We start from the raw sequence: 12,989 nt of genomic DNA, 5'->3' as shown, positions 1-12,989 counted from the left end.
GGGATTCGCTGATGAAAACATGGCTTGCTGGCAGTGGGACAGTGGCTATTCTGGCAGTGCTTGGCGTGATGTTGCCGACCACTGTCCAACTGACTCGTTTAAACCTTGGACTCAATTCCAGTTTGCGCTCTACTCAACAATTGGTAATTGCCGAGCAAGAAATTGTGACCAAAAACAAAAGTTTGCCGCTGCTCGTACAAACGGCGGAGAAAATGACACAGCGTATTGAAGCAACTGTCACTGAAACGGGTGCGATTCACGACAATATTGTACGCATTAATCAACTGAACAGCGATGTACTCGCGATTAACCAGGCCATGATGAGTCCAACGGGAGAGAGCGCTGCCACACTTGCAAAAGTCAACGCGAATCTGTTGGCCATTACTGAGGCAGCCCAACAAATGCAACAATCTGTTGCATCACTCGACCAAGTACTGGGTCAAGACGCCAGCAATTTATCACAAATAGAAACGGCTACTCAGACGATGAACCAAAAAGTGCCGGAGGTGTCGCCATGAAAAGTGCTGTCATTACGAAACTGGCTAGCATTATTGCTCCTTTAGGTTTGTTGGCGCTCGGTGTCAATGGTTTTTATGATGTGCATTTACAAAAAGAGATGGCTCATAAAGCGATAGTCTTGAAAGAACGAGTGGCCAAGGCGGAATCGTTGTCAGTGCAATTAAAAGGAGGACTTGGCGGCTTGCAGACGTTGGAAACGAGTACTGCTGCACTCCAGCAACAACTTGCTCCGATTGTCAGCTTGACTGGCAGCATGAATGCTGGACTCAACCAGTTGGCTAACACTGTCGGCCAAATTGATACCAGCATTGAGCAAATTTCTAACCGTGTAGGCGGCGCGAATGGAGAGACAGCGCAAATTTCGAAAAATGCCGCTTTATTACTTGGTGTATTGCAGCAACTACAAACTACGAATGAAGACGCTAACGCACGGCTGCAAAGCATGACAGCGAGTGAACAGGCGATTAATCAAAACCTGCAACAAATGGACGCTAAAACATCGATGATTCCCTGATAGAGGAGGTTTTTCTATGAGCACACAGCCCGCCCCTCTGCTGCCACAGGGTGTTTCCGAAGCAACGCCCACAAAAGGCGCATTGGCCGCATTCAAACCGTTGTTGCTTAAAGGCGCTGTTGGTCTGGCCTGCTTAGCCACCTTCGCAGGTGGATTTGCTTACGGCGGCGGCCAAGTGAAAGACGCGGCGCAAAAGAATTTGATTACACTTGTCCATCAACTGGATGGAACCACAGGTCAGATTGTGAATCGTTCTGCTGATTTAAAATCACGCGTGGGATTGGTCGATCAGCGACTGTCTCTTTTGCCCACACAAGTTGAAATTCTCCAGGAACAAACGAACACCGGACAACAATTGAGCGCTGCTTTAAATACACAACAACAACTGACTCAACACGGTGTCCAACTGATGCAACAAATTCTCTCCAAAGAACGTACGAATGACCAATTGACTGAACATTTATCTCTTGCAAGCGGAAGCATGATTGGTACGCTCACTCAAAACGCCAACAGTTTGCAACAACTACTAGGAGCTTTGCAAACTGCTACGAACGGATCGGCCGAATTAAATCAGCAGTTAAACACCCTGCTGGCTGCCCTGCAGCAATCACTGACGGAATTTCGCCTGTTTGGTCAACTTCATACATTGCTTAGCCAACTCCCTAACCTGTTGCAAAAATCACCCCTTGGCGGAGTGACTGCGCCCGTCAGCAAAGCATTGGGTGGCACGGTTTCATCACTCGGTAACGCTACATCCTCACTGGGTCAATCCCTTGCTTCCACAGGTGGCCTTGGCAAGGGCGCAGGCGGACTACTGAGCAGCCTTGGTAAAGGTATGAGCAGTTTGAACAACAACAGTCAGAATAGCAGCCCATCAGGAGCAAGTTCGCAAGAAAATCAGACGACAGGGTCATCTGCATCTTCAAGTTCAAGTACAGGTTCGGGTCTAAGCGGTCTACTCTCAGGACTGTTAGGTTAAGACGCGAGTAGAAACCGAAGAGAGGAGTGAAAGGCGATGGTAAAAGGATGGCATGCGGCGTTTATCATCAAGTTTGCCGCTGCACTCTGCGGATTGGGAATGCTTGGTGCTAGCTTAGCCGAGCAAACGCAAATTCAAGGACAAATGAATACGACCATGGCCACTATACGCCAATCTATAGCTGCAACCATTCCGGTTGTGGAAAAAACTGCAGACGCATTGACTCCACTGGTAAATATCTCGACTTCTTTGCAACAAATTGAGCAATCGGAACAGCAAACTGTGCTGAATATTGATGGCATGAACCAGCATTTGTCTATCATCGGCCAAGAGGAACTCTCTATTTTGGGTAATTTCGGAACCTTAAATAACGTCACACTGGAAGTGGGTCAACATTTGAACACGATTGGCAGTCTAAATCAAAACTTACTCTCCGTATCTTCAGCATCAGCTGCCACTGCTGACAACGAAGATGGATCGGTTTTGATGTTGAACAGAATCACCGCACAGTCTGTGGCACATTTGCAAAATATCAATCGACGCCTGCAAGCTTTGAGTTTATTGCCCTAATTCTGAGTGAATGAAACATAATTTGTAAAACGATGGGCACTATAAAATCAGCGCCTGTAGTTTGGGCTTAGCAATAGGCACTGCCTCAAGACGTCTGTTCTGTTGCATATGCAGACTACAGCGCTTGGGCAGTGCCAGTTGTATAACTGCAGGTTGCTGACTGTTTTACGGCGGCTTTAGATGCACGCTCGCTACCTTTTTAAGCGGTGCGTCACAGTTTCCAAGAAGAGAAGGAAAACAGCGCAGAAAACGCCGAGAAACGGGGGACTGGGTCATGCAACAACGTCCTGACATGGGCAAAGTGATTCAAGAAACCGCTCACCAATTGATCCATCAAGGTGTACCTGAGCGAGCAGCAGCTTTTGCTGCAGCCATGGGATATTTGCGCAACCTTAAAAAACCCGGCGCCTCACGTTGATGATTTCCATTCTCAGTAAATAGACCAACATGGCCGCGTAAGACAGCATTACGGTTAGCCAGAGCAAGACATAGGTGACAGCGTGGGTGGGCCAAGCAAGAATGACGGAACAAATGGTGATGTAATAAAACAAGGTAGTCGCTTTCCCACCCACGTTGGCTCTGGGAACCGCACGTTTCCCTTGAAAATAAAAGTAGGCGGCACCCAGAATCATGACGGCATCGCGCAAGATGAGTAACCCAGCTACAAGCCAGGGTATACGATTCGTATCCAGCAACGAGAACAGCACAGCCAGCATCATCAGCTTATCTGCAAGCGGATCGAGCAATTGTCCTGCTTGGGTTTGCCAGTGGAACCTGCGTGCCAGATAACCGTCCAGTATGTCTGTGAGACCAGCCAAAAGCAAAATGCACAATGCGCCTACTTTATGTGAACTTGGCGTTGCATAGAACGCCCATAGATAAACCGGAATTAAAACAAGCCGCAAGATGGTTAATAGATTCGGAAAATACAATGTTTCGCCCCCTGCTTTCTGGGCTATTTTATGAGTGTATAGATTCCTTCAGTCAACCCACGCTGCCACCCCAAAACCCCTACCCACAATGTTTATTATACTGGACTACCAGCTCCAATTTAAATGAGCATGAATGGCAAAAGAAAAATCTGCACAGCGTCTTTAGGAACACTGTGCAGTGCAGAGTCGATCTCACGAAGGATTACCACGCGCCAGATGTGGGAGATGCATCATGAAACGGTTGTGAATCTGGCGCTTACAAAATCGTATTCGCAATCCCCATCATTTGATTGGACATCTTTAAACTTTGAGCGTTTAGACTGTAAAGCTCTTGAGCTTGCATCAACTTGACCAATTCATTTGTAATGTTGACATTACTCTGGCTTAGATACCCTTGTAGAACCGTCGATTGAGGGGAAGGTATGGCTTTCCATCCTTGCGCAATGGCGTATGTGTCATTGCTTTGCGGAATCAAACTTTGACTGGGAACCGCCACTTGGACAATATTGAGCTTGGGTCCCGGTTTACCGTTGAAAAAGATTTGTCCATCTTTACCTATACTCATGCTTGCAGCGGAATTCGGCTGAATAATGGGTTGATGCTGAGTATCCAACAACAAACTCCCATCGGGTAGCGATAAGGCAAAAGAACCGTTTGGCTGTTTACTCCAGATGAAATTGCCTGCTTTCGTGAGTAAAGTTTGACCGCTCAATGACTGAACGGTAAAGAAACCCGGCCCTGAAATGGCAGCATCCATGGTATTCCCCGTTGCTTGTAGCGGCATTTGGGAAAAATCAATTTCCGGCTGAGTAAAGTACGCGCCACTACCTCCCCAATATCCAGGCAATGTATACCGGCTGGCAACCGAAGGAGCCGTAGCCGCACTACTCAATTGACGGGTCAATGTATCGGCGAAAGAACCGTTCTGGCTGGCATAACCTACAGAATCCAGATTGGCTATGTTGCCTGAAATGGCATTTAACCATTGGGATGCCGCATTGACACCATCTAAACCCGTCCACATGGATTGCATGTAAATAGCCCTCTTTCTCAAACATTTTATCGAAGAATGGATAGAATTATGGAATCTTACCGATATCCTCAGCCGCTACACCAAGTGTTGAATTCTCTGTAGAGAGAACTTGCTGATTCGCTTGATAAAGATTGAGAATTTGCTGCATCTGTACGAGCGCGTTAGTTGCATTGACATTGCTGCCTTCCAAATACCCAGGCATCAAGGTTCCTGTACCGGGCTGCAAATGGGAAAGTGCTGTGTTTGTGGCAAAGCTACCCCCCACTTCAAACTCAGTCGCTCCGAGCGGCGTGACCTGAGTCACGTCCGCATTGACTGTGCCCAACTTGGCACCTGTCACGGACTGACCGTTTTGTCCGACGACTGTGTAAGACAACTGACCGGCAGCATCCCGTACAGCTTGTCCATCCGAAGCAAACAGTGCCTGACCTGTGTAGTTTGGATTGATGATGATACGCGCCCCCACAATCGGCATTCCATTGCTTCCAACAGGCAAAATAGGATGCCCGGCAGCATCCACCAACTCGTGTTGTGCATTGACACTGAAATGGCCGTCTCGGGTCAGTACCACACCTGATTGACCATCTGCCGAAGTATAGGCAACCGCATAAAACGAATGCTGCCCCATATCGTTGCTCGTACCTATTCTGAGTGCCAAACCAGCGGCCTGCAAAGTTCCAGGAACAGCCAGAACCTGACCTTGAGCGTTTGCAAACAAATAGGAAGGTTGACCAGCAGCATCGTAGTTTGGCATGCCGTCTGCGGCATAGAGCGACGTTCCTGTATATTGAGGGTTCTTAATGGCGTACCAGCCAGGAACAGGTTTACCGCTAGCATTAAGAACCGCCAAGGGTTGCTGATTGACCGTCAGCCGTCCCCCCGGCCCTACAGTTACCGGCCCAGCTACAGAAACCGCCTGTCCACCAGGTGAATTTACAGCCGCATAAGGTCCAGGCGGCGTATTGTCTTGAATGGCTACATCCAGCGAACGGTCAGTTTTGCTCAATTGACCTTCCGACCAGAGCGGTACGCCTTCCTGAAAAAGCACACCCGTCCCCATCTGCCCAATCGGCTGAATTAATTGCCCATCTTGGGACTGATACAGATTTTCTACTGGATATTCGCGAGCCGACCCTAAAATTTCTTTAAATCCTGGCGTGTTTAAGTTAGCCAAATCATTCGCCAGAGCGGCTTGCAGCCGTTCTTCAGTCAACATTCCAGCTGCAGCTGTGGTCAATGCCCGAATCATGCTATCCCTCGCTTTCCTAAACCTCAAGCGGCAGTTCTTACAGGCTAGCCACCATTCACGCAAAGTGGAGTGACGCCTTACAAAGCTTCTTTTACCAACGCGACCTGCGCCGAGATTTTCCTCCTGACACAGCTTTATTGACACGCAAATTGTCTCGCATCTCCAAATACTTACCGGTTCCCAAAACCACGCACTGCATAGGATCTTCCGCAATATGCACGGGTACTTCTAATTCTTTCTTCATGAGCTTGTCCAATCCGTTGACCAGCGCTCCGCCACCGGTCAACACAATGCCTTTGTCAAAAATGTCAGCGGCCAATTCAGGCGGCGTGCGTTCCAAAACAGATTTAGTGGCTGCAATAATAGCCGAAACTGGTTCTGCCAAAGCCTGCTCCATTTGTTCCGCATGTACTTCAATCGTCTTTGGCAGTCCCGTCATCATATCGCGACCGCGTACCTCTCGAGACTCGTTGCCCGAACCCGGATAGACGTGAGCCAATTCCTTTTTCAATTCTTCGGCAGTTCTCTCGCCAATCATAAGATTAAATTCACGACGAATAAATTTAATGATGGCTTCATCGAGCTTGTCCCCCGCCACACGCAGAGACGTGGAAGTAACCACATCTCCGAGGGAGAGCACCGCGACGTCCGTTGTCCCGCCGCCAATATCCACCACCATGCTGCCGCTTGGTTCAAAAATATTTAGACCAGCACCAATAGCAGCAGCTTTCGGTTCTTCAATTAAATCTACCTGCTTGGCTCCACTCGCTTCCGCAGCCTCCCGCACAGCCTTCTGCTCTACGGAAGTGATGCCAGCAGGCACACATATCATCAATCGGGGACGCAACATGGAACTCTTCCCAATTGTCTTTCGCAAAAAATGGCGCAGCATGATTTCAGTGACATCAAAATCAGCAATCACGCCCTCGCGCAACGGACGGATGGCCACTATGTTTCCAGGAGTGCGACCCAGCATCTGACGCGCCTCTTCGCCAACAGCCACCACCTGTTTTGTGACTTGATCGATAGCTACGACAGACGGTTCATTCAGTACGACCCCCTGCCCTTTCACATGTACCAGCACATTGGCCGTACCCAAATCAACCCCAATATCCTTGGAAAGCATCTGGCACTTTTCCTCCCCGGCTCGACTGAGCGTACGCAATCTAATATTCTAATCAAATGGTGCGCCCGCATATCCTAGATTATTCAGGTCTAATTTCTACAATCCACCGGGAACTCCTTTTTGCATTTCGTAATCTTTTTCGTCAGATTCATCGAGATCGTCATCTTTGTGGTATTTGAGCTTAGTGGCTTCACCCCCACGCAAATGGCGAATCGCTTTATGATACTCAAGAATCTCTTTGACACGATTTGCGAGGTCGGGATTGATTTCCGGCAAACGTTCCGTCAAATCTTTGTGCACTGTACTTTTTGAGACTCCAAATTCACGAGCAATGGTGCGCACCGTGTTACGCGTCTCCAGAATGTATTCACCAATTTTGAGCGTGCGCTCCTTGATGTAATCGTGCACATCCTCGCCTCCCCATCCTCCGTGATCGACTGGTTTGGTGCCTGGTCTGATACACTATATGAGGAGATGTACACCGTATTCCTCGCTTTTTTGCGATTATTCAATCTATGCCGCTATTTATTCTGTCTATCTCAAAATATCTCTACGGGAAATAATCAATTTATTATTTCCGAAAATACGATAGTTTTTGTCCTTCAATTGCTTACCTCTCCTCTCTTCCCTTAAAAATAGACAGAAAAAAACCGCCTACATGCAGGCGGAGAAGAAAGAGATAGAAGACTAATATTTTATTCTTTCGGCAACAAATCGAGCGGATTCAACAATTTCCCATCCTGATTGACTTGGAAGTAGAGATGGTTGCCCTGATTCTCTTCGAACCGGCAGGTTCCGCTTGTGCCAATGGTTTCTCCTTGCGACACATTGTCGCCCGTTTTCACGGTGACATTGCCTAACGATTCATACTTCTCTACGTAACCATCATTACTTGTGACTTCTACCGTCCATCCGTAGAGAGGGTTGTTTTCTACCAGAGTGACTTTGCCAGCAAGAGCGGCTAAAACATCAAAACTAGTCCCCGTGTCACTCTGAATATCCACACCCTTGTGCGCATAATACGATCCGCCATATTGCACTAGCGCCGCTGCTTGTTGTTTCGCCGTGCCGTCAGCAGAGAAAAAGCCCAGCGTAACCTTATGCGCGACATTTACTGGCCAGATAAACGTATCTGCTTGAGTAGTATCCGGAGACGGATTGCCAGTATCCGTAACCGACGGAGACACAACAGGCGCAGTAGCCCCACCGCCTGATTGTGTCTTGGCGTAGACAACGCCAATGATGACGGCTGCTGCTCCCAAATAGAGAGCTGGGTAAATCCAACGACGTGTTTTGCTGCGTTTGAGAATCGGACGAGTCATATTAGGATTTTCCGATTCTGCAGTAGACTGGTCACGTTTGCTTTCTGATGAATTTGGATGTTTTTTCTCATCCATGTAGCGCTCACCTCTTTAACGAGTGTCGCCACAGTCTCTTGATTCTATACCTTGATAAACTGACAGAATGAGAAATTTTTCTTATTCAACTGCTTCAAGGGATTCAATGAGAATCCGTGGTGCTGTCAAGAGAGCCAGATACTATCCAATTGCAAATGACTGCCCGGATAAAAACGACTGAGTATTTGTGTATCCGTCATTCCAGAAGCCGCCCAAACCGCAGCCTGGTGTAGACTCATTCCCATGCCTGTACCTGTACCATTGACCTCAATTTGCAAGGGTTGGCGTATGGAACCGCCCAGAATATCATAGTTCCAGGAAGGAATACCTAGATTCGCCGCAAATTGCGAACCTGTAAGGCGCTTGTTGCCTACCATGACTTCTAAGACGTCTCCTGACGGAGCGCGATCGACCACTCTAATCCAATCATTCCACGATGCTATGTCTGAAGGTGGTTGTTCTGAAGGGAAAACCTGCCGCCAAGTGCTGCCAGCGATACTGATACGTCGATTTTGAACTGGATAAGACGCATCACTCGGACAATTGACACGAACGAGATATGGAATGGAGCGGCCAAGCACTTGACTGGCTGGAACTGTGGCGCCAGTAGTAACAGGCGTTTGAAAGGACAGAATGGGTTGACCTCGATAAGTAAGTATTTGTCCGTCCGTCGTCTCAATGGCTGCTTTTATTTGGGCCAAAAAGAGGCTACTCTGCTCTCCGTATGCATTTTCTACCTGATGACGCGTCCACAACGGCAAATCGTTGTCTTCCAGTTGCGCTACCCACGGGCCATGACCAGTATTAGATTGTCCACCGCCAAGAGGCATGAGAGCGCGAATCACCATGGTGCGTGTCGCAATGGCTGCCGCTTCTACAGCCGCTTGCGGAGTATTGGGCGACAATTCAGCAGAAAGCACCTCAATTTCATACTGTGTTAAAGTCATGGTGCTGGAAGTATTTTGTTGAGCAGGAGATTGTAACTTTACCTGCACACGATTGTCCAATGGATTCCCCACATGATTGGCGTTCACAACGCGCCCTCCAGCCAGTTCTGCTGCTAGTGTGGGCAGTCCCAAAATGACCGCTATAACAGCCGACCCTATAGCCAGACCAGAGAACAACTGGGTAAGCATGCCGCTGGAATGACTCGAAGTATGCGCAGGCGACTTCATGAAGGCAATCGATTCCTTTCTTTCGGCCGATCTCGATAAGACCCACCTTCTAGACTTCATGCATTCAACTTTGCTATTCCGAAATCTATGATTTTTTTTAATAGAATATGCAAAATCTTTCTTTCCTCCGTTATAATTTTCATAGAATTTTGAGTGAATTGGCCCATCCCACCTACGATCCCGTTTTGGAAGGAAAGAAATTATTGTGAATGCAACGCATAACAACCGTTTTTTTCAAGCATCACTGGATTTAACCGACAGTATTCGCATGAAAATTATCCAATTCGCTCATATCCTTCTCAGCGGGGACGAACGAAAAAGTTGGGAATTTATTGAGCAGCAGTTAGTGAACGGAATTCACAGCACGGAGATATTCTGTACCTATATCCCTTTAGCGATGACGTATATCGGGGAATTATGGATAGAAAATGCCATCTCTGTAGTAGATGAGCATATTGCTTCTTGTGTGTGCGACTATCTTATCATGCGCTACCAAGCCCAGTACATCACCCCTCCAGATCAACAAAACTGTCAAGCGGTTGTAGCCTGCGTGGATGGTGACCCGCATGAACTGGGTGCTAAATTGGCTGTTCTTTTGCTTAATAGGCATGGCTTGCAGACACACTATCTAGGCGTTCATTGTCCTCTACACCATTTTCTTGCCTTTATTTCCAAATGGCGGCCATCGATTGTAGCTTTGTCTGTAACCCAATCTCATCATTTGAAAAAGGTACAAGATTATTTGGAGGCCTTGCAGGGACTGCCCTATCAACCAGAAATCATTGTGGGCGGCCGACTGATTCACCACCTGTCTTATACAAGCTCGAAAGGTGCACCGAACAAACAGCGTCTTTTTTTCATGCAAAATCTTCACGAACTCGCTGGATGGTTGGAACAGGATTACTTGCCCATCAAACCGGAGTGATATCTATGGCTGTTTGCCCTGACTTTTCTATACCAGCCCCATTTTTCTATGTAAACACGTTCTACGACATCCTCTATCAATCTGAGGACGCGAAACGTATCTTTGGCGAGCATGCTAATTTTTTTTCACTCATTGATGTGGAGAGTCGGAGGAAATTTCAGCGTTTGGCCGAGCGTCGCTTTGAACCTCAAAAGTTTGAACTGCTTTTAAATACAGTTCAATCACCTGCAATGCTGTTTGATATTCATCTAAAGTGGAACCGGGACAATCATTGCTCTATTCTCTGCATAGAACAAAGTCAACGTTATCAGCAAATCACTGAGGTTCTGACACGTTTTACACAGCGTTTGGGCATGACCAACTACGACCTTCTCCGTCGTAAAGAAGAATTGGAGCGACTCTTAGCAAACCTCCAGCAATCGAACGCGCAAAATGACAGATTGGTCGAACTTGGCAGAATTGCGGCAAGTATCGCGCATGAAATTCGTAATCCGTTAACTTCCATCCGCGGTTTGGTGCAGTTATTAGCGCCGAATCTGACTTCCTCCGCCAAATTATCCTATATTGATATCATTATTAGCGAAATCAATCGCGTCAACAGCATCATCACAGAATTTCTGAAAACTGCCAAACCTGCACCACCGTTGAAAGAAGCCATTCCTGTGACTGACTTATTCGCTGAGCTGGAACTTTTATGCCACAGTGAGTCGCTCTTGCAAGGGATTGAACTGGTGATTTTACCGGTCGATCCGTCCCTGATGATTTATGCGGATCGCTTACAAATGAAGCAAGTCCTGCTGAATATGCTCCATAATGCGATGGAAGCCATTTCCGACTTACCAAACTCTCGTACAGGAATGATTCAGTTTGAGGCGGAACGGTTTGGCAGATATGTGCAGATTCGCATTGAGGATAATGGCGTTGGTATGGATGAACAGACGAGGACACATCTCTTTAGCCCATTTTTCACCACCAAAAATAGTGGAACGGGACTGGGACTCTCGACTTGCTATCATATTGTCGAACTGCATGGAGGTACGATTGATGTGGAAAGCACACCAGGGCATGGTACCGTTTTTCGTATCTATTTGCCAACCGTAGATAAGAAACCCGAATTATCCTAAATAAGACCACTCAGGATACACTCTATGAAAAAACCTCTACATCGGAAAATTTCATGTCGATGTAGAGGTATCTGTAGAAACTCGCACTTGTACGGCATTACGCAGATTCTGCGTCGCTCTCCTCCATAGGAGTTTCCAGACGTTTGATACGTCCACCAAGCTGTTGGAATTTGCTGACCAGATTGTCATAACCGCGATCGATATGATGCAATCCCAATACTTCAGTCTGGCCCTCTGCCAATAGCCCCGCAATCACAAGGGCCGCTCCCGCCCGTAAATCCGTGGCAGTGACCAGCGCACCAGAAAGTCGGTCTACACCTTCAATGACTGCCGTCCGGCCTTCTACATGAATATTGGCGCCCATACGTTGCAATTCACCCACATGCAAAAAGCGGTTTTCAAAAACGGTTTCTGTCACCGTGCTTGTTCCGGCTGCTACAGACAGGGCAGCCACCATTTGCGCCTGCATATCTGTGGGATAAGAAGGATAAAAATGCGTTTTCACATCAATAGAGGAAAGCCGTCCACGCTCTGCCGGCCATACCTGAATACCGTCTACCTTGTCTTCAAAGCGGGCTCCCGCTTCTTCGAGCTTTGCAATCACCGACATCATGTGTTGAGACACAGCATTTTCCACATATACACCTGTACCCAGTAATGCACCAGCCACCAAGAATGTACCTGCCTCAATACGGTCGGGAATGACGGTATGCACAGCGCCATGCAGGCTGTCGACACCATCAATACGAATCATATCTGTGCCAGCACCGCGCACTCGTGCGCCCATCGCGTTTAAATAATTGGCCAAATCCACGTTTTCTGGTTCTTTGGCGGCATTTTCAATAATCGTCTGTCCTTTAGCCAGCACGGCTGCCATCATGATATTCTGTGTTGCCCCGACACTGGGAATGTCTAAATAAATGCGTGCTCCCCGCAAACCTTCCCGTGGCGCTTGGAGATGGACAAAGCCATTTTCAGTGTGTGCTGTAGCACCCATGGCTTCAAAACCTTTAATATGCAAATCTACTGGGCGGTTGCCAATTTTACAACCCCCAGGCAGTGAGATGGACGCTTCTTTAAAACGAGCCAACAGCGGTCCTGCCACTACAAACGAAGCGCGCATACGCCTGACCAAATCCTGAGGCGGCTCCACACTATGTATGTGACTGGCCTGAATGCGCACAGTGGTTCCTCTTCTCTCCACTCTAGCGCCCAGGGATGCGATAACTTCAATCATATTGCGTACATCTAATAAATGAGGTACGTCTTCAATCTGACTCACGCCGGACTCTGCCAGCAGACTGGCAGCCAAAATGGGCAATACCGCATTTTTTGCGCCGCCAATCCTTACGGAGCCTGAGAGCGGATACCCTCCGTCAATCACTAATTTTGGCATACCGTAACCCCCGTTACACGACAAGATTGTCTCACGAAGCGTTACGAGGA

The 12,989-nt window shown here is 47.8% G+C and carries 15 protein-coding genes; 7 read left to right on the top strand and 8 right to left on the bottom strand.

Annotated features, from left to right (window positions below):
- Positions 1–11 precede the first annotated feature (11 nt).
- The 5 genes from BUA75_RS09990 to BUA75_RS15890 all read left to right on the top strand — a co-directional run bounded on the left by BUA75_RS09990 (position 12) and on the right by BUA75_RS15890 (position 3,000).
- Positions 12–518, top strand: a complete 507-nt coding sequence (locus BUA75_RS09990) for a hypothetical protein (protein WP_072874466.1) — start codon at positions 12–14, stop codon at positions 516–518.
- Entirely contained in the window at positions 515–1,033 is a 519-nt protein-coding gene (locus tag BUA75_RS09985) for a hypothetical protein (protein WP_072874465.1), read from the top strand. The genes BUA75_RS09990 and BUA75_RS09985 overlap by 4 nt, the downstream gene beginning before the upstream one ends.
- Positions 1,034–1,049: 16 nt before the next feature.
- Positions 1,050–2,012, top strand: coding sequence for a hypothetical protein (locus tag BUA75_RS09980; RefSeq protein WP_072874464.1), 963 nt, complete (start codon positions 1,050–1,052; stop codon positions 2,010–2,012).
- Between the two features lie 36 nt (positions 2,013–2,048).
- On the top strand, positions 2,049–2,582 hold the full coding sequence (locus BUA75_RS09975) for a hypothetical protein (protein WP_072874463.1): 534 nt from the start codon (positions 2,049–2,051) through the stop codon (positions 2,580–2,582).
- 274 nt (positions 2,583–2,856) lie between these two features.
- Positions 2,857–3,000: a hypothetical protein gene (locus tag BUA75_RS15890; protein ID WP_165611989.1), complete on the top strand. Its 144-nt coding sequence runs from the start codon at positions 2,857–2,859 to the stop codon at positions 2,998–3,000.
- Here the strand turns inward: BUA75_RS15890 and BUA75_RS09970 are convergent.
- The 7 genes from BUA75_RS09970 to BUA75_RS09940 all read right to left on the bottom strand — a co-directional run bounded on the left by BUA75_RS09970 (position 2,975) and on the right by BUA75_RS09940 (position 9,494).
- Complete coding sequence (locus tag BUA75_RS09970) at positions 2,975–3,514, bottom strand: CDP-alcohol phosphatidyltransferase family protein (protein ID WP_072874462.1); 540 nt, start codon at positions 3,512–3,514, stop codon at positions 2,975–2,977. The two genes, BUA75_RS15890 and BUA75_RS09970, sit on opposite strands and share 26 nt — an antisense overlap.
- Positions 3,515–3,770: 256 nt before the next feature.
- A complete protein-coding gene (locus BUA75_RS09965; RefSeq protein WP_072874461.1) occupies positions 3,771–4,547 on the bottom strand; it encodes a flagellar hook-basal body protein in 777 nt (258 codons plus the stop codon).
- Between the two features lie 46 nt (positions 4,548–4,593).
- A complete protein-coding gene (locus tag BUA75_RS09960; RefSeq protein WP_072874460.1) occupies positions 4,594–5,796 on the bottom strand; it encodes a flagellar basal body rod C-terminal domain-containing protein in 1,203 nt (400 codons plus the stop codon).
- A gap of 91 nt (positions 5,797–5,887) precedes the next feature.
- Complete coding sequence (locus BUA75_RS09955) at positions 5,888–6,922, bottom strand: rod shape-determining protein (RefSeq protein ID WP_072874459.1); 1,035 nt, start codon at positions 6,920–6,922, stop codon at positions 5,888–5,890.
- A 96-nt stretch (positions 6,923–7,018) separates the two neighbouring features.
- Positions 7,019–7,330, bottom strand: a complete 312-nt coding sequence (gene spoIIID, locus BUA75_RS09950) for a sporulation transcriptional regulator SpoIIID (RefSeq protein ID WP_072874458.1) — start codon at positions 7,328–7,330, stop codon at positions 7,019–7,021.
- A 287-nt stretch (positions 7,331–7,617) separates the two neighbouring features.
- Positions 7,618–8,319: a M23 family metallopeptidase gene (locus BUA75_RS09945; RefSeq protein ID WP_072874457.1), complete on the bottom strand. Its 702-nt coding sequence runs from the start codon at positions 8,317–8,319 to the stop codon at positions 7,618–7,620.
- A 125-nt stretch (positions 8,320–8,444) separates the two neighbouring features.
- Positions 8,445–9,494, bottom strand: a complete 1,050-nt coding sequence (locus BUA75_RS09940; protein ID WP_072874456.1) for a SpoIID/LytB domain-containing protein — start codon at positions 9,492–9,494, stop codon at positions 8,445–8,447.
- A 205-nt stretch (positions 9,495–9,699) separates the two neighbouring features.
- On the opposite strand from BUA75_RS09940, the gene BUA75_RS09935 reads away from it, so the two are divergent.
- Positions 9,700–10,419 (top strand): cobalamin B12-binding domain-containing protein, encoded by a 720-nt coding sequence (locus BUA75_RS09935; RefSeq protein WP_072874455.1) that lies wholly within the window; start codon positions 9,700–9,702, stop codon positions 10,417–10,419.
- Positions 10,420–10,424: 5 nt separating this feature from the next.
- Complete coding sequence (locus tag BUA75_RS09930; RefSeq protein WP_072874454.1) at positions 10,425–11,543, top strand: two-component system sensor histidine kinase NtrB; 1,119 nt, start codon at positions 10,425–10,427, stop codon at positions 11,541–11,543.
- Positions 11,544–11,640: 97 nt separating this feature from the next.
- Here the strand turns inward: BUA75_RS09930 and murA are convergent, their stop codons facing one another.
- A complete protein-coding gene (gene murA / locus BUA75_RS09925) occupies positions 11,641–12,939 on the bottom strand; it encodes a UDP-N-acetylglucosamine 1-carboxyvinyltransferase (RefSeq protein ID WP_072874453.1) in 1,299 nt (432 codons plus the stop codon).
- Positions 12,940–12,989: the final 50 nt, after the last annotated feature.

The sequence above is a fragment of the Alicyclobacillus tolerans genome (assembly GCF_900142255.1).
GTDB classification, from domain to species: domain Bacteria; phylum Bacillota; class Bacilli; order Alicyclobacillales; family Alicyclobacillaceae; genus Alicyclobacillus_I; species Alicyclobacillus_I tolerans.
Note: the sequence above shows the minus strand (reverse complement) of the source record. Positions and strands in the feature narration are given on the sequence as shown.

What these genes read in the sequence shown, in the direction of transcription:
- BUA75_RS09990 (WP_072874466.1), top strand. Translation starts at nt 12, where the DNA reads ATGAAAACATGGCTTGCTGGCAGTGGGACAGTGGCTATTCTGGCAGTG.
- BUA75_RS09985 (WP_072874465.1), top strand. Translation starts at nt 515, where the DNA reads ATGAAAAGTGCTGTCATTACGAAACTGGCTAGCATTATTGCTCCTTTA.
- BUA75_RS09980 (WP_072874464.1), top strand. Translation starts at nt 1,050, where the DNA reads ATGAGCACACAGCCCGCCCCTCTGCTGCCACAGGGTGTTTCCGAAGCA.
- BUA75_RS09975 (WP_072874463.1), top strand. Translation starts at nt 2,049, where the DNA reads ATGGTAAAAGGATGGCATGCGGCGTTTATCATCAAGTTTGCCGCTGCA.
- BUA75_RS15890 (WP_165611989.1), top strand. Translation starts at nt 2,857, where the DNA reads ATGCAACAACGTCCTGACATGGGCAAAGTGATTCAAGAAACCGCTCAC.
- BUA75_RS09965 (WP_072874461.1), bottom strand. Translation starts at nt 4,547, where the DNA reads ATGCAATCCATGTGGACGGGTTTAGATGGTGTCAATGCGGCATCCCAA.
- BUA75_RS09960 (WP_072874460.1), bottom strand. Translation starts at nt 5,796, where the DNA reads ATGATTCGGGCATTGACCACAGCTGCAGCTGGAATGTTGACTGAAGAA.
- BUA75_RS09955 (WP_072874459.1), bottom strand. Translation starts at nt 6,922, where the DNA reads ATGCTTTCCAAGGATATTGGGGTTGATTTGGGTACGGCCAATGTGCTG.
- BUA75_RS09945 (WP_072874457.1), bottom strand. Translation starts at nt 8,319, where the DNA reads ATGGATGAGAAAAAACATCCAAATTCATCAGAAAGCAAACGTGACCAG.
- BUA75_RS09940 (WP_072874456.1), bottom strand. Translation starts at nt 9,494, where the DNA reads ATGAAGTCGCCTGCGCATACTTCGAGTCATTCCAGCGGCATGCTTACC.
- BUA75_RS09930 (WP_072874454.1), top strand. Translation starts at nt 10,425, where the DNA reads ATGGCTGTTTGCCCTGACTTTTCTATACCAGCCCCATTTTTCTATGTA.
- murA (WP_072874453.1), bottom strand. Translation starts at nt 12,939, where the DNA reads ATGCCAAAATTAGTGATTGACGGAGGGTATCCGCTCTCAGGCTCCGTA.